The organism is Spirosoma oryzicola (genome assembly GCF_021233055.1).
GTDB lineage: Bacteria > Bacteroidota > Bacteroidia > Cytophagales > Spirosomataceae > Spirosoma > Spirosoma oryzicola.
The window spans coordinates 3,338,458-3,353,265 of sequence record NZ_CP089538.1 but is presented as its reverse complement, the minus strand read 5'-3'; the positions used below and the strand labels follow the sequence as shown (position 1 = coordinate 3,353,265).

Sequence of the window (14,808 nt, the reverse complement as noted above, 5' to 3'; positions counted from 1 at the left end):
GCCATCAGGCTGCTCAACTATTGAAACAAATGACTAGTATAATAATTTGTTAAAAGTTGAATATATAAATTATAATAAGTAAAAAACAAAAATATGCATAATAAAATTGCAAAATATTTGAATAGTGAAGAATATAATGGTACGTATGCTATTTGATCCTGCATACTTGGCGGTAGCTGTATTTATACTTAATTTTAGGACGGTAAAACTTTGGGAGATCAAGAAGGATCATGTCGCCCGATTGTGTCTGATCGTATTCTACCGATCAGTCTGTAGCTACCAACTAAGAATCCTTTTTATAAAATTTCGCTTGCGATTATCCGTATTTCTTCTATCTTAGTTTGTACTGATCAGCAGAATCCCTATTATTTATGCGCTCTATTTTCTACTTCCTCTTACTGGTTGGCTGTGTCCATACGGTTCAGGCACAGAACGCCCGGACCATCGAAGAAGCTTCCCATTTTATAAAGCTCGGTAATACGTTACGCATGGTTGACCGGTCGCAGCAGGCGATTGATCTGCTGTTGAGAGCCTTACCCACTGTTCAATCAAAAGACAACTATCTGGAAGCCATCGCTTACGAGAATTTGGGCTATGCATACAGCGATCAGGAAAACACGCAGGCGTCACTACGCTACTTTCAGAAGGCCTACTATTTGTATAAACAGTTGAAATTTGGGGCCAGCGAGGCCGCTATGCAGCAACTCATTGGAGAAATATCAGGCCGGGACATGTATGCCGGAATCGATGTCGGAGCCTCCGGGGTGAAACTGGCGATTTTTCGAACGACGTACGAAAACGGCTTTTACAAAAAAGAAGTGAAGCTAAGGCCAAATGCGCCGAACGTAACGTTGGTGAGTGGGTCTGCGCAGGCGTTTCTGGCGGGTCAGAACGTAATGAAAGCGTACCTGGACTCCATCCGAGTGTATAAAGTACCCGCCGATCACATCTATATTGCCTTTAGTAGCGGGATCAACGAAACGCTGGGCAAGACACCCGGTAAGAAAGGCAAGCTTCACGAACTTTTCTCGGATCTGATCAAAAACCAGATGCCCCAAAGCGACAGTTTGATAATTGATTCTACGCTGACAGCCGCTCGGGAAGCTGAGTTGTTTATGATTGGTTCAGTACCCCGCAAATTATGGGGATCGACCTCGTGCATGGATATCGGAAGTGGTAACACGAAAGGAGGATACTATGATGCGGATCGACGGTTTCACTCCATCAGTATGCCCTTCGGTACCAAAACATTGGCTAATCTGATTGATAATAACCGGTCGCTGCCAATCGAGGATTACAAAAAGGAAGCACAACGCGTGCTTAAAATGGTTGCTGATACGGCGTTGAATCTCGAATTCAACACGACCAGTCCAGGCTTACAGCAGCGTAAAACGGTGGCATTGGGCGGGGGGATCGCCTGGGCCATGACGGCTTATCTGCATCCCGAACGAGCAGGTACGACGGCAGTACCGCTGACAATCGGTGATGTTCAGCGGTTCGCTCAGCTGGCGATGACCAATTACCAGGGGTTGATCCACCCTGATCTAACAAATCTGACCGATCCTGTAGTACGCCAAAAGGCAGAAGCGGATGTAAACAATGCCCAAAATCAGTTCAACGAAAAGCAGATCATTGCCGGTGCTTTGCTGCTGGAAACGGTTTTTCGGGCATACGCGAACACATCCATTACCAAGCGATTCGTGTTTATCCGAGATTCGGACATCAGCTGGGTAACGGGTAAATTCGTCGAAATGCTCAATCAAAACTACGAGCGGGCCGTTGCCAGCGAAGCACGTCAATAGTGATTATCGCGCTGTCGAAATGGCGACACCGGACGCCCAGACGCCTTTCACCAGCAACGATTTATCCAACCGAATCAAATTAGCTACGTAGTTCGGCTGAATCCGTCCCAGCTGGCTGCCCATACCAATCAGTTGGGCCGGAATTACCGACGCCATCCGCAGGGCGTTGACCAGGGGAATATCGGCCTGCTCGACGGCGACCCGCACACAATCAATCAGCGTGATAGCCGAACCGGCGAGTTTGCCTTCGTTATTGACGTAGCGGCCTGGCCCGTTCGGATCGGGTTCGAAATGAACAACGAATTCACCCAGCGAAAAATCGGGACGGGGTGGATTGGCGAACAGAGCGTCGGAGATCAAAAACAGCCGCTCACCCAGCAACCGATACGCAATGCGGATCGCAGCAGGATCGCAGTGGTAACTGTCGGCAATGATGCTCGAATGCACGTGTTGATCGTCGAAAATAGCGCCAACAATACCTGGTTCACGACTTTCGAAGCCCCGCATCGCATTGTACAGGTGCGTTGCCAGCGGGAAGCCGTCGGCAAAAGCACCCATCGCTTGCTTGTACGTTGCGTTGCTGTGCCCTAGCGACAACAGCGTATTCGCATGCTTTAAGCGGTGAATCGTAGCCAGTTGTTCGGGCGTCAGTATTTCGGGGGCCAGCGTCAGAATCCGGACGACATCCGCATTAGTGCTGAATAAAGCCTCTAACTCGCCTTCGGCGGGAGTACGCACAAAAGCCGGGCTGTGGGCACCTCGCTTGATTGGATTGAAGTACGGCCCTTCGAGGTGAATGCCCGGCACGCCATACGGATTTTCGGCTCGAACGGTCTGCACAGCCGCCATCGCCTGTTGCATGACGTCCAGTGACGTCGAATGAATCGTGGGGAGTAAGGTTGTGGTGCCGTTACGAGCGTGTGATTCGTAAATGTGCCGAACGGTTTCGGGCGTTGGTATATCGTTCAAAAAGAGGTTTGAACCGCCGTATAATTGCAAGTCAATTAATCCCGGAATCAGGTAATCGCCAGCCAGATCGACGACCGTTTCTCCGTCATCGTTAGCCTTGAGAACTGTATCGGAAACTTCCAGAATATGCCCATCCGCTATACGAACCGATGCGCCTGGTAGAAATGATTCGCCGGTAAAAACCGTAGCGTTCTGAAATGTAATTGCCTGCATGAACGCGAAAGTAAGTTACTAGCCCGGAATACCCGCCAGAATCTTACTATTGCGCTTATTTTTCTACTTTAATCAGCTCTACCGGACCTGCCAGCCAGTTTTTAGCCAGTTCGCCAAACGCTTTCATGTGCGGCATCTGATCATGAGCCATAAGCCCTGCCGTATCGGTCCAGAGTTCATGCATGATAAATTTATCGGGATGCTCGGTGCTCTGGAATAGTTCGTAGAACAAGCAGGCCTCTTCCTCCCGAACTTTCGGAACAAGCTCCGATAAGCCGTTCCGTAATTCAGTTTCGAAACCCGGCTTCGCCGTAATAATCGCAAAAACGCTGAGTGCCATGTCTTGTTGAATTTACTGAGTCTGAGAATTGATTAGCCGATTGACGAATGCAAAGCTAGCGTTGCGGCAGAACAAGTCAATACGTTATTGCTGCCAGATCGCCCAGGCTTTTTCGGCTTGCAGGACGAGCATCTGATAACCGTTCATAACCGCAGCCCCGCGTTCCAGTCCATGCTTCATAAACTGGGTTTCGGCCGGATTGTAAACCAGATCATATAGTAAATGCCGGTCTGTCAGCTTATCGTAGGGGAGGGCCGGTGCTTCGTTAGTATGCGGATACGTACCCACCGGCGAGCAGTTGATAATAAGCGCATAATCACCGATCAGTTCGGGCAATTCGTCGTACGACGCGTTATCAGCGGTCTTCGTTCGCGATACCGATCTATAGGAAATGCCTAAGTCGCTTAAAGCCACCAGCACCGCTTTCGACGCGCCACCTGTTCCTAGTACCAATGCCTGCAAACCGTTCGTGGAACGACCCAGCGAAGCCAGCCAGTCAGTAATTGATTGTCGAAAGCCGTAATAATCTGAGTTGTAGCCTGTTTTCGTTCCGTCGGATTCGAGTTTAATGACGTTGACGGCACCCACCTTTTGCGCTGAAGAATCCAGCCGGTCGAGGTAAGGTAATACGGCTTGTTTGTGGGGAATGGTCACGTTTAGACCCCGCAAACCCGGCATCGTAAGCAGATCGGGTAGCGAGTCTCCAACGTCAGCCATCTCGAATAGGTCGTAGCGGCTGTTTTCGATACCTTCACGGAGAAATTTCTCCGTGAAGTACCGTTGTGAAAATGAATGGGTGAGCGGAAAGCCGATAAGACCGTAGCGAGTCATCTTTTAAACAGTAGGGCGGCTTGCTCGTTTTTTGAGCGCTCCAAAGATGATAGGCAGTATGGACAAGCCAATGATGCCAAATACGACAAGTTCAAAGTTTTTCTGAACGATCGGGAAATTGCCGAAGAAATAACCCAACAGCGAAATGCTCGTAACCCACAGGATGGCACCGAAGATGCAAAACCGAAGGTAGGTTCCGTAGTTCATGCTACCAGCTCCGGCAACAAACGGCGCAATTGTCCGAATGATGGGAATAAAGCGAGCCAGAATAACGGTGCGACCACCGTGTTTGGCGTAGAAATTCTCGGTTTCGGTAATGTACTCGCGTTTGAAGAAGAGAATACGCTCCCTGGATTTGATCCGACCTCCCAGAAACTTACCGACAAAGTAATTGACGTTATCGCCCATCAGAGCGGCTACGATCAGCAGCGGAATGATGACCCATACGCTTAGTTCGTTGGTCGGACGGGCGGCTAGGGCTCCGGCTGCAAACAACAGCGAATCGCCGGGGAGCAGTGGCATAACGATGAGCCCGGTTTCCGTAAATACAATCAGGAACAGGATGGCGTAGAGCAGGACACCGTAATCGTTTGCCCATGCGTCAAGGTAACGATCCAGATGAAGCAGGAAGTCAATGAGCGATTTGATAAGTTCCATAGAACGAGGGATTCCGTTTGCTGTTTTGCGACCTTCCGTTCAGAGACAGGTAGTTACTGTACGCAGTGAACGGAAGACGATAACTGAAAAATTATTTTTCTAGAAAATGCATAAAGGTATCACCCCGTAAGCCCAGGCGAATGGTCTCGAGCGGGATCACTTCGTGGGGCGCAATATTACCCAGATTAACGTTGGCACCAAGCAGTTTGACAAACCAGACCTGCTGCTCTTTCTGCGGAGCTTCCCAGAGAATGGATTCAAACGGTACCTGCGTCAAAATTTCTTCAACCAGTCCTTGCCGAACTTCGCCACTCGAGCGGAACAGGCCGACGTTGCCGCCTTCGCGGGCTTCACCGATCACCTTCCAAGCACCGGCTTGCAGTTCAGATTTCATCAATTGAATCCACTTGTAAGGTGGGATGATCTTGGCTTCGTCTTTCGAGCCAACTTCCGACAGAACCGTCACCTGCGTAGCCAACTGCCGAATGTATTCGCACTTCTGATCCTGAACCATGTCGATGGAACCGTCCGATACTTCGGCATATTCCATTTTGTACTTATCCAGAAGCTTGCGATAGTCGTCAAACTGGTTACGAACGACGAAGGCTTCGAACAGTGTCCCTCCGAAGTAGACCGGTATGCCAGCCGACCGATACAGATCGAGCTTTTCCTGAAGTTTGGGGGTAACAAAAGAGGTTGCCCAGCCCAGTTTGATAATGTCTGCGTAGTCTGCGGAGGTGGACAGAAAGTCCTCGACTTCGCGCAGGCTTAGTCCCTTGTCCATTACCATTGTCAGCCCGCTTTGGCGCGGCTTAGGGGTACGTTCGGGAATCTGCGTAAGCGTATAATTCATTCCGAGTGATCAAATAGGCATGTTATAAAATCGCCCAAAAGTAGCACAAGTCCTGGTAACCTCCCAAGAAAGTACACAAATAATAGCGTCAATTGAGGTTGTGGCTTAGTTTCGTACTATTTTTGTTGGATATGGACAATTTAACAAACCCTCGTCTCGATTTCTTTCGTTCGCAGATTGGCAACGATATGCGTCATAGTATTTCGCCAATGGGCCGTTGGCTGAAAGGTACAATCCGGGCCGCTGAGTATGGGCGGTTGGTGGCCGACTACCTGATTCGGGAAGATCTTACCAATCCGGCAGGCACACTACATGGTGGAGCGGCAGCTGCTATTCTGGACGATCTGGTCGGGGCTGCCGTGTTTACCCTCGGTCGTGAGTATGCCTATACATCCGTCAACTTGAACATTGATTTTCTGCACGCAGCCCGGCTAGGCGATACCGTTACGGCAACGGGTCAGATCATTCGCGAAGGCAAAAACATTATTCACGGCGAAGGGCGAATTGTTGCGGCTGATGGCAAACTAATTGCGAAATGTGCTACTAATCTGATTCAGACGTCGTTAAAACTGCCCTTTTAGGTGTTGTACGCTTGAATCATGCAAAAAAGTAATCACGGATCACTTGCGACTGATACGGAAAAGCTGTAATTTCGCACCTCATTTCCAATTTCATACACAAACATGTACGCAATCGTAGAGATCGCAGGGCAGCAATTCAAGATCCAGAAGGGTCGTTCTATCTATACCCACCGGTTAGAAGGCGACGTGGACGCTGCACTTGCCTCCGACAAGGTGAAAGTTCTCCTTGTTGACAACGAAGGAAGCATCACCGTTGGTGCTCCAACCGTCGCTGGGGCGACAGTATCGGCCAAAATCGTCGAACACCTGAAAGGCGAGAAAGTTATCGTCTTCAAAAAGAAGCGTCGTAAAGGCTACAAAAAGAAAAATGGTCACCGTCAGTACCTGACCAAAGTATTGATCGAAGATATCACTCTGTAAAGTTGACAGTTATTTAGTTTACAGTTCATCCCTGTAAACCGAAAGCTCAAAAACTGAAAACACTAAAAAAATGGCACACAAGAAAGGTGTAGGTAGTTCCAAAAACGGCCGTGACTCGATCAGCAAACGCCTGGGCGTGAAGTTGTTCGGTGGCCAGTCGGCTATCGCCGGCAATATCATCGTCCGTCAGCGCGGTACGAAACACCATCCCGGCAAAAACGTCGGTCTGGGTAAAGACTATACGCTGTTCGCGCTGGTTGATGGTACGGTAAAATTCCGTCCTGGCCGCAACAGCCGTTCGTATGTTGACATCGTTCCTGCTGGTCCATCAGCAATCGAAACCGTTCCTGTAGCTGCGGCTCCTGCCGAAACGGTAGAAGGTTAGTCAACCTCCTCAATACAAAAACCCGTCTGGCTATTCAACCAGACGGGTTTTTTTGTGGGCAAAAACTAAAAAATAGCCGTCGCTGTTATTACCCTACGAATCACCGGCTAAATGCCTTTATAGTATACCGAAAACGCATCACTCATGAATCCTACGCTGAGTCGTCCCGTATCCATCTTTACCGAAGGAAGTCCTAACCCGAACTCGATGAAGTTCGTCGTCAATTTTGAACTCGTCCCTTCCGGATTGTCGTTCGATTACGCTTCCGCTGGCGATGCCCTTGTTGATGGCAAAGCATCACCCTTGACTGTAGCGCTCTTTGGCTTCGATTTTGTGCGTCGGGTGTTTATTGCCGGTAACTTTATCACGATTACCAAGGATGACGAAACCGATTGGGACGAAGTAATTTTTGAAGTTAAGTTTTTCCTGAAAGAATATTTCGGTGCGCAGAAGCCCGTTTTTGCGCAGCGGACGATGGACACCAATACCACAAAACTTGAGGTAGATTCTGAGACTGTCCAGAAAATCAAGGCTGTACTGGATCAATACATCAAACCTGCCGTTGAATCGGACGGTGGTGCCATTAGTTTTTACTCGTTCGATGAGCCGAGCGGTACGGTTAAAGTGCTGTTGCAGGGATCATGCAGTGGTTGTCCTTCATCGACGCTCACGCTTAAAGCCGGAATTGAAAACTTACTGACACGCCTGGTACCTGAAGTAAAACTGGTTGAGGCAGAAGGCGTATAAGTAATCGTTTGTATTTAGTAAGACCGTCAATTGGTAACTGGTAGTCAATACTATCGCTACTATTGACGGTCTTTTCCTTTACCACTAGATCAAAATAAATGCCCCAGGAATAAACTGACGTGGCGAATAGACGTTTACTTTGCAGCACGCTCTGCCATTCAAACCGTGACTAGATGAAGTATTCGTTTGTATTACCAGTATTTTTGCTGGCTGCTACGGCCAGTTTCTCCCAAAATCTTTTAGGCATATCAACCAGCCGCTACGGTGGCACCAACCGGCTATACATTAATCCGGCCTTAGCCGCTGATTCGCCTTCCAAGTTTTACCTGAATGGGGTAACGGGTGTTGCTCATGTAAACAACAATTACGTTCGATACCAGGCACCCTTCTCCATGTTGCGCTTAATTAGCGGAACAGTACCGGCTCAGTATAAAAATTCGGATGGCTCACTGCGCTTCGATGCTTCCTACACAAAGGAAATCCTAGACGGAGCGCCTAAAAACGGAACAATCCTGGGTGAAATTCGGGGTCCTGCCTTTCTGATAAAGACCAGTGAGCGGGCCGCTTTTGCGGTGACAACACGCTTTCGAGCGGTAGGGCAGGTGATAGGGGCACCCGAAGAACTGCTTTCTGCCTTTCGATCTAGCCTGGTTGATAATGCCTTGTATAGCATCCCTAATAGAGACAACAAATTCAGTGCGAACACCAATACTTTTGCGGAGTTAGGCTTTACGTATGCCGGAACCATTTGGGAAGGCGACGGACAGAAACTGCAACTCGGCGCAACCGCCAAACTGCTGCTCGGCTACAACGCGCAGCATTTGATCAATCGGGGTATGGATTACCAAATCATCCCCGACCCAAACAACCCGAACAGTGCGCTGCTGGAGGTTAATCGGTTTGATGCTACGTTAGCGTACACCAGCTTTTTGCAGGGCCGCAGCCTGAATCCTCGTACTCTGTTCAGCAATGCAGCGCCGGGTAAAGGGTTTGGCCTCGATCTTGGGCTAACGTATCGCAGTCAGTATGACGCCGATAGTCCGGCTTTACAACTGGGCCTGGCCCTAACCGACATTGGGGGATTGTCTTATACGGGACAGGAGTATAAGTACTCCGACATCGGGCAAAACCCGGTTTTGTTTCGGAGCAGCGATTTCAACAATTTGAACGGTGTTGAAGACATCGCGCGCGTCATTCAAACAAAATTCAACACGGGCCGTAATCCTGATAGAACGAGTTTTCGTTCCGGGCTTCCCACATCGCTTAATCTGACGGCTGATTATCAGCTTCCAGACGGATTTGGTATCAACGTAACGTACTTGCAGGACGTTCGATCACAGCAGGCGCTTGCTACGCACCAGCCATCGCTGGTTGCTGTAACTCCCCGTTACGATGCGCGCTGGCTGAGCTTGTCCGTGCCCGTATCCTATCTGAACCGTGGCCTGTCGGTAGGAGCATCCGTTCGGGTTGGACCAGGCTGGTTGGGAACCGACAACTTTTTGGGTTTGCTGGGAAGCAGCGGTAACGGTATTCGACCACGGGGCCTGGATATTTACGCCGGTTTTGCCTTCGGTATTGGTCGGGCCGACGAGGAATAGCCAGTAGACTCATTAACAGCGCATTCGTAAAATCGGTTGTTTCAAAGTCCAGGAAACGCCTGTAATACCTGAATTCTACAAAACAGGTTACTATTCTTTTTCGATTAGAAATGTTTAATTTTGGTTAAATCCAGTCCGGACGCCGGAATAATTGGGTGAATCAAGACCGGGTCTGCTATGACCGAACGTACAACTTTTTTTGACACACCGCTTCTTTACCTCAAAGGGCTCGGTCCACAACGGACAGAACTCCTCAATAAAGAATTGAATTTATTTACCTTCGGGGACCTGATTCAGTATTACCCGTTTCGGTACGACGACCGGACGCGCTATTACACGATCAGCGAACTGATGGACTCGATGTCATCTGCGCAGATACGCGGACGGCTTCGCGACTGGTATCTGGAAGGCGAAGGCCCGAAGAAGCGACTGGTTGGTACCTTTACCGACGGTACCGGTTCGATGACGCTCGTCTGGTTTCAGGGAATTACGTACATCGAAAAAACTCTTCGACGTGACGGTGAATACATTGCATACGGTAAACCGCAATCGTTTAACGGACAGTTTAGCATCGTCCATCCCGAACTAGAAAACGCGAATACGGCTGCTGAGCATGAATTAGGTTTTTTTCCCGTCTATAACCTCACCGATAAACTCCGTAAGCGGCACCTCGACAGCAAGGCGATTGGCAAAGCGATGCGGATACTGCTCGAACAGGCATGGCCCCATATTCACGAGACGCTTCCCGACGCCCTGATCCAGCAGTACCGGCTCGTAGGAAAGCGTGAGGCCATGTGGAACATTCACTTACCTCAGAATCAGGGTTGGCTGAAACAGGCGCAACGACGGTTAAAGTTCGAAGAACTGTTCTATAATCAGCTTCGGCTGATCAAAAATAAGCTGATTCAGAAGGAAGAATTTCCCGGACAGATCTTTCGCGACACGTCGCTGATGAAGCACTTTTATAACGAGTTGCTACCTTTCGAACTGACGGGGGCACAGCAGCGCGTTATCAAAGAAATTTATACGGATTTTCTGACGGGAAAGCAGATGAACCGGTTGTTGCAGGGTGACGTGGGGAGCGGAAAAACCATCGTAGCCTTTATTGCCTGCCTACTGGCGATTGGCAACGGTGCCCAAGCCTGCCTGATGGCTCCCACCGAAATTCTGGCCGATCAGCACTACAACGGACTTAAACCCTTCGCCGATGCGATGGGACTAAACATCGGCATTCTGACTGGCTCGACCAACAAGAAACGCCGGGTTGTGTTGCACGAGGAGTTGCAGGCCGGAAAAATGCACATTCTCGTCGGGACGCACGCCTTACTCGAAGATGCAGTACAGTACAAAAATCTCGGCTTGTGTATCATCGATGAACAGCACCGCTTTGGGGTAGCGCAACGGGCTAAACTCTGGCGTAAGAACGAAACCGTACCTCCGCACATCCTGGTTATGACGGCTACGCCTATTCCGAGGACGCTGGCAATGACGCTGTACGGTAACCTCGATGTTTCGATCATTGACGAATTGCCAAAAGGGCGAAAACCCATCAAAACCGTCCACAAGTTCGATAAACACCGTTCCGAAGTGTTTGGCTTTATGCGGCAGCAGATCGAACTGGGGCGGCAGGTATACGTCGTATATCCGCTGATCGAAGAGTCAGAAAAGCTCGACTACAAAGATTTGATGGATGGCTACGAGAGTATGCAGCGGGCCTTCCCGCGTCCGAAGTACGAGATTGGTATCCTTCACGGTAAAATGCTGGCTTACGAAAAAGACGACGAGATGCAGCGGTTTATCAAGCATGAAACGCAGATTCTGGTCGCCACTACGGTGATTGAAGTAGGGGTCAACGTACCCAATGCCAGCGTTATGGTCATTGAGAGTGCCGAACGCTTTGGACTGTCGCAGTTGCACCAGCTGCGTGGGCGCGTTGGGCGAGGAGCCGAACAATCGTATTGTATTATGATGACGGGCTATAAACTTAGCAGCGACACCCGCACCCGACTCGAAACAATGGTTCGTACAAATAACGGTTTTGAGATTGCTGACGTAGACCTGCAATTGCGTGGACCTGGTGATCTAACGGGGACCCAGCAGAGTGGGGTCATGGATCTGATGATTGCGGACTTGGCAAAAGATGGAGCGGTGTTAACAGCTGCCCGCGAATCGGCACAGGCTATTTTACAGGAAGATCCTGAACTCGTATTGCCCCAGCATGCGCCGATCCGGAATCACCTCGATGGCTTAAAACAAACGGAAAACAATTGGGGCCGAATCAGCTAGCTAATGCTGATGTGTCCTGAAGCTTTTAATCGGCACGGTTTTCCTGGATCAATTAAATCGTTTTCAGTGCGTGAAGCATTCAAAATCACACACTGAAAACGATAAAAAGCAACTCATAGTGACGTCAGGAAGGCCATTGTATCAATGCCATCGGCGTAGTCGCTCAAGCTCGGACGTTGTGTCTGCCCAAATGCTACCGTCGGCAAATCCGTATGGCCAGCGAGCCAGTTTTGCGCTGAGGCAATGACCTGGATGCGATCTGCCCGTTCCTGAAACCACGTCATTGCGTCCGCCTGCGTGCGATACGTCTGGTAGTAAACAACGGAAATGGGCGAAACGAGCCCCTCGTTTTCGGTCAGCAACAGATAGCCGTTGTCAAGATGAGGAACCGCATTGATCAGATAAATGGACTTGTTGTAGTCGTAGTTGTTCTGGTATTTGTGGTTGTTCAGAAACGTTCGCGCGTTCGGCTCTAAAGTGCGCAGTAAGGGCGTAAAGTCATAGTCTTCGGGCACTACCAGGGTCGAAACATTACGGCATCCCAGCCCGTAATAGTCAGAAATGTCGCTTCCGAGCTTCTCGAAGTCTCCTTCTGTCTCCGCACCCGTCAGTAGGGCTACAGAGGTCCGATTTCTGCGGATGATGCTCGGCTTTTTAGAAAAGTAGTAGTCAAAATAGCGAGCGGTATTGTTACTTCCCGTTGCGATGTACGCGTCCGCTGCATTAAGACGCTCAACTTCATCGATATAATCCGAAAAAGCAGGGTTAATGTCTTTTATTTTTTGTATTAAATAATGAATTAATACAAAATCTTGGGCACTTAACTTAGCGAGAAGCCGATGGCCACTGATTAGCACGCAGAGCAAGTCATGGAAACCAACCGCCGGAATGTTACCCGCCATGACAACACCAATGGAACGGGGCGAGGTGTTGGGTTCGCTTGGATAGCGATTAACCCACGCGTTTAGTTTATCGGCTGATAAAAACTCATCCGCTATGGCTTTCAGCGCATTTATTGTGTTCGCAGGAGTAAACCAGTTATTCTTGTGGTAAGCCCGCTGAGCGATTTCCTCTAACTCGGGCTGGGCTTCGGCAGCGCGTAGATGATCGCCTAAAGCCACGAACGTTTGCAGGCGTTCTGATTGAAGCATGAAGTAAATAAACAAATGGAATACACCATCAACTAAAGTAATGAATTTTTAGTTTTCCCATAACCTTTAAATAGTTATATTTGTTGTTCAATTCAGGAAGATAAAAGTTCATCGCCAATAAATCTGTACTGCTCATGGCAATCATGATCACTGACGAGTGCATCAATTGTGGTGCCTGCGAACCCGAATGCCCCAATACAGCCATCTACGAAGGTGGTGTTGAATGGACTTGGGGCGGAGGAACCGAACTAACCGAAGTCGATTTCGGCGATGGAACGGTTGTAAGCGGCAAAGCGCCACAGGCTCCCGTCTCTAATGAGTTTTATTATATAGTAAGTGACAAATGCACCGAGTGTGTCGGCTTTCATGAAGAGCCACAGTGTGCAGCCGTTTGTCCGGTAGATTGCTGCGTTCCCGACCCAGAGGTCGTTGAAGATGAAGAAACGCTGCTTTCCAAGAAAGCCTGGTTACACGCAGAAGCCTAACTAGTAGCAACTCTGCAAGCGAAAAGCCCGACTGGTTATCCAGTCGGGCTTTTATGTTTCCAGGCCGTATCCTAACTGAATCAATCTTGATAATCCTTAGAAAATAATATTTGGTCTACAATGACTATAGCAGAATATGTTATAAAGAGGAAAAAACTAGTAAAATGGAGTATTTTGCTTCTAAAAATTATAATAATTTGAACAAAATAACAGAAAAACTAAAAAATTGCCTCTTTGTTTGCTAAAATCTCTTGTATTGAACGAATTATATGATAAAATTTGCTCCCAGTTAAACTACAACAGATCCACTACGCTACCAAAGAAAAAGCATGAAAAAAATACTTTTACTTATTAGTTCTTTGTTTGTTAGTTGGAGCACATACGCTCAGGATTCAACGTCCACTACGCCGGGGAAATTCACGTTCTCGGGGTACATGGATACGTACTATTTTGGAAACTTCAATAATCCTAAAAGCCAGTCAAACCTGGGTCTGAATGGTACAAACGCTGGTAATGCGCGCGCCTTCGACCAAAAAGCGGGTCAGTTCGGAATTGGCTTGGTTCAGGCTAAAGCAACATACACAGCTGATAAAGTGGATGCGGTTATCGACCTGGCATTTGGACCATTCGCCGATCTTGGTAACTATGGTAATAATGTTGGGTTGCTCGGTACTCCCGGATCAACCGCACTGGCGATCAAACAAGCGTACATTGTTTTTAAAGCGTCCAGCAAATTATCGTTTACCGCTGGTCAGTTCGGTACGCATATCGGTTATGAGGTGATTGACGCACCTGTCAACTACAACTATTCGCTTTCGAACCTTTTCAACAACGGTCCTTTCTATCACATCGGGTTAAAGGGACAGTATACCTTCAGTGACCGGGCGTACTTGATGCTGGGCGTTGTCAACAACGTCGATAACCTGTTCGACAACAACAAGAAGAAGGGGTTGATTGGACAGTTCTTTTTCTCGCCGGTTGTAGGCTGGAATGTCTATTTGAATGCTATTACGTCGAATGAAGCATCGCAAAACACGGACGCTGTAAACGCAGACAACGCAAGCTACTCGCTGTTCGATCTGACGACTACCTACCAGGTTACCCCTAAGTTCTATCTGGGCTTGAATGCTGCTACTGGATCGCAGAAAGGTGACTATCAGGGCGTTGGTGGCCCTGCTACGTCGAAGAGCTGGGGTGGAGTAGCCGTGTATTCGAACTACTCGTTTACCGACAAGTTTGGCCTGGGTGTTCGCTACGAGACATTTGATAACAAGAACGGTGCCCGCGCATTAACGGACGCTGCTGGTAATGGTGCCAGTGTCAACTCAATCACGTTGACGGGTAATATCAACGCAGCAGACGGCCACATCCTGTTCAAGCCCGAACTACGGATTGACGCCTACAATGCGGATAAATTCGAGAAAAACGACGGATCGCTTACGAAATCACAGACGACGCTGGGGATGGCTGCCATCTTTAAGTTCTAACGG

At 48.8% G+C, this 14,808-nt stretch carries 15 protein-coding genes; 9 read left to right on the top strand and 6 right to left on the bottom strand.

What is annotated here, in order from left to right; genetic code table 11:
* Nucleotides 1-371: 371 nt before the first annotated feature.
* Nucleotides 372-1,802, top strand: coding sequence for a tetratricopeptide repeat protein (locus tag LQ777_RS14260; protein WP_232558599.1), 1,431 nt, complete (start codon nt 372-374; stop codon nt 1,800-1,802).
* A 3-nt stretch (nt 1,803-1,805) separates the two neighbouring features.
* Here LQ777_RS14260 and nagA read toward each other — a convergent pair whose 3' ends face one another.
* The 5 genes from nagA to LQ777_RS14235 form a co-directional block, all read right to left on the bottom strand.
* Nucleotides 1,806-2,984: an N-acetylglucosamine-6-phosphate deacetylase gene (nagA, locus tag LQ777_RS14255; RefSeq protein WP_232558598.1), complete on the bottom strand. Its 1,179-nt coding sequence runs from the start codon at nt 2,982-2,984 to the stop codon at nt 1,806-1,808.
* Nucleotides 2,985-3,039: 55 nt separating this feature from the next.
* Nucleotides 3,040-3,324 carry a putative quinol monooxygenase gene (locus LQ777_RS14250; RefSeq protein ID WP_232558597.1) on the bottom strand — a complete coding sequence of 95 codons (285 nt, stop codon included), beginning with the start codon at nt 3,322-3,324 and terminating at the stop codon, nt 3,040-3,042.
* An 84-nt stretch (nt 3,325-3,408) separates the two neighbouring features.
* On the bottom strand, nt 3,409-4,155 hold the full coding sequence (locus LQ777_RS14245) for a shikimate dehydrogenase family protein (RefSeq protein ID WP_232558596.1): 747 nt from the start codon (nt 4,153-4,155) through the stop codon (nt 3,409-3,411).
* Nucleotides 4,156-4,158: 3 nt separating this feature from the next.
* Complete coding sequence (locus LQ777_RS14240; protein ID WP_232558595.1) at nt 4,159-4,812, bottom strand: DedA family protein; 654 nt, start codon at nt 4,810-4,812, stop codon at nt 4,159-4,161.
* 91 nt (nt 4,813-4,903) lie between these two features.
* Complete coding sequence (locus LQ777_RS14235; RefSeq protein WP_232558594.1) at nt 4,904-5,665, bottom strand: phosphosulfolactate synthase; 762 nt, start codon at nt 5,663-5,665, stop codon at nt 4,904-4,906.
* A gap of 131 nt (nt 5,666-5,796) precedes the next feature.
* Here LQ777_RS14235 and LQ777_RS14230 point away from each other — a divergent pair, with 131 nt between their 5' ends.
* The 6 genes from LQ777_RS14230 (at nt 5,797) to recG (ending at nt 11,682) form a co-directional block, all read left to right on the top strand.
* Nucleotides 5,797-6,246: a PaaI family thioesterase gene (locus tag LQ777_RS14230; RefSeq protein WP_232558593.1), complete on the top strand. Its 450-nt coding sequence runs from the start codon at nt 5,797-5,799 to the stop codon at nt 6,244-6,246.
* A gap of 102 nt (nt 6,247-6,348) precedes the next feature.
* Complete coding sequence (gene rplU, locus LQ777_RS14225) at nt 6,349-6,666, top strand: 50S ribosomal protein L21 (RefSeq protein ID WP_232558592.1); 318 nt, start codon at nt 6,349-6,351, stop codon at nt 6,664-6,666.
* A gap of 70 nt (nt 6,667-6,736) precedes the next feature.
* Entirely contained in the window at nt 6,737-7,051 is a 315-nt protein-coding gene (gene rpmA / locus LQ777_RS14220; protein WP_232558591.1) for a 50S ribosomal protein L27, read from the top strand.
* A gap of 144 nt (nt 7,052-7,195) precedes the next feature.
* Entirely contained in the window at nt 7,196-7,798 is a 603-nt protein-coding gene (locus tag LQ777_RS14215; protein WP_232558590.1) for a NifU family protein, read from the top strand.
* Nucleotides 7,799-7,971: 173 nt separating this feature from the next.
* Nucleotides 7,972-9,396 carry a DUF5723 family protein gene (locus LQ777_RS14210; RefSeq protein WP_232558589.1) on the top strand — a complete coding sequence of 475 codons (1,425 nt, stop codon included), beginning with the start codon at nt 7,972-7,974 and terminating at the stop codon, nt 9,394-9,396.
* A gap of 177 nt (nt 9,397-9,573) precedes the next feature.
* On the top strand, nt 9,574-11,682 hold the full coding sequence (recG, locus tag LQ777_RS14205; RefSeq protein ID WP_232558588.1) for an ATP-dependent DNA helicase RecG: 2,109 nt from the start codon (nt 9,574-9,576) through the stop codon (nt 11,680-11,682).
* Nucleotides 11,683-11,795: 113 nt separating this feature from the next.
* Here the strand turns inward: recG and LQ777_RS14200 are convergent, their stop codons facing one another.
* On the bottom strand, nt 11,796-12,833 hold the full coding sequence (locus tag LQ777_RS14200) for an aldehyde dehydrogenase family protein (RefSeq protein ID WP_232558587.1): 1,038 nt from the start codon (nt 12,831-12,833) through the stop codon (nt 11,796-11,798).
* Nucleotides 12,834-12,967: 134 nt separating this feature from the next.
* On the opposite strand from LQ777_RS14200, the gene LQ777_RS14195 reads away from it, so the two are divergent.
* On the top strand, nt 12,968-13,318 hold the full coding sequence (locus tag LQ777_RS14195; protein WP_232558586.1) for a 4Fe-4S dicluster domain-containing protein: 351 nt from the start codon (nt 12,968-12,970) through the stop codon (nt 13,316-13,318).
* Nucleotides 13,319-13,647: 329 nt separating this feature from the next.
* Nucleotides 13,648-14,805 carry a porin gene (locus tag LQ777_RS14190; protein WP_232558585.1) on the top strand — a complete coding sequence of 386 codons (1,158 nt, stop codon included), beginning with the start codon at nt 13,648-13,650 and terminating at the stop codon, nt 14,803-14,805.
* Nucleotides 14,806-14,808: the final 3 nt, after the last annotated feature.

Bases quoted from the DNA above. Each gene is read 5' to 3' on its own strand.
- LQ777_RS14260 (WP_232558599.1), top strand. From the start codon at position 372: ATGCGCTCTATTTTCTACTTCCTCTTACTGGTTGGCTGTGTCCATACG.
- nagA (WP_232558598.1), bottom strand. From the start codon at position 2,984: ATGCAGGCAATTACATTTCAGAACGCTACGGTTTTTACCGGCGAATCA.
- LQ777_RS14250 (WP_232558597.1), bottom strand. From the start codon at position 3,324: ATGGCACTCAGCGTTTTTGCGATTATTACGGCGAAGCCGGGTTTCGAA.
- LQ777_RS14245 (WP_232558596.1), bottom strand. From the start codon at position 4,155: ATGACTCGCTACGGTCTTATCGGCTTTCCGCTCACCCATTCATTTTCA.
- LQ777_RS14240 (WP_232558595.1), bottom strand. From the start codon at position 4,812: ATGGAACTTATCAAATCGCTCATTGACTTCCTGCTTCATCTGGATCGT.
- LQ777_RS14235 (WP_232558594.1), bottom strand. From the start codon at position 5,665: ATGAATTATACGCTTACGCAGATTCCCGAACGTACCCCTAAGCCGCGC.
- LQ777_RS14230 (WP_232558593.1), top strand. From the start codon at position 5,797: ATGGACAATTTAACAAACCCTCGTCTCGATTTCTTTCGTTCGCAGATT.
- rplU (WP_232558592.1), top strand. From the start codon at position 6,349: ATGTACGCAATCGTAGAGATCGCAGGGCAGCAATTCAAGATCCAGAAG.
- rpmA (WP_232558591.1), top strand. From the start codon at position 6,737: ATGGCACACAAGAAAGGTGTAGGTAGTTCCAAAAACGGCCGTGACTCG.
- LQ777_RS14215 (WP_232558590.1), top strand. From the start codon at position 7,196: ATGAATCCTACGCTGAGTCGTCCCGTATCCATCTTTACCGAAGGAAGT.
- LQ777_RS14210 (WP_232558589.1), top strand. From the start codon at position 7,972: ATGAAGTATTCGTTTGTATTACCAGTATTTTTGCTGGCTGCTACGGCC.
- recG (WP_232558588.1), top strand. From the start codon at position 9,574: ATGACCGAACGTACAACTTTTTTTGACACACCGCTTCTTTACCTCAAA.
- LQ777_RS14200 (WP_232558587.1), bottom strand. From the start codon at position 12,833: ATGCTTCAATCAGAACGCCTGCAAACGTTCGTGGCTTTAGGCGATCAT.
- LQ777_RS14195 (WP_232558586.1), top strand. From the start codon at position 12,968: ATGGCAATCATGATCACTGACGAGTGCATCAATTGTGGTGCCTGCGAA.
- LQ777_RS14190 (WP_232558585.1), top strand. From the start codon at position 13,648: ATGAAAAAAATACTTTTACTTATTAGTTCTTTGTTTGTTAGTTGGAGC.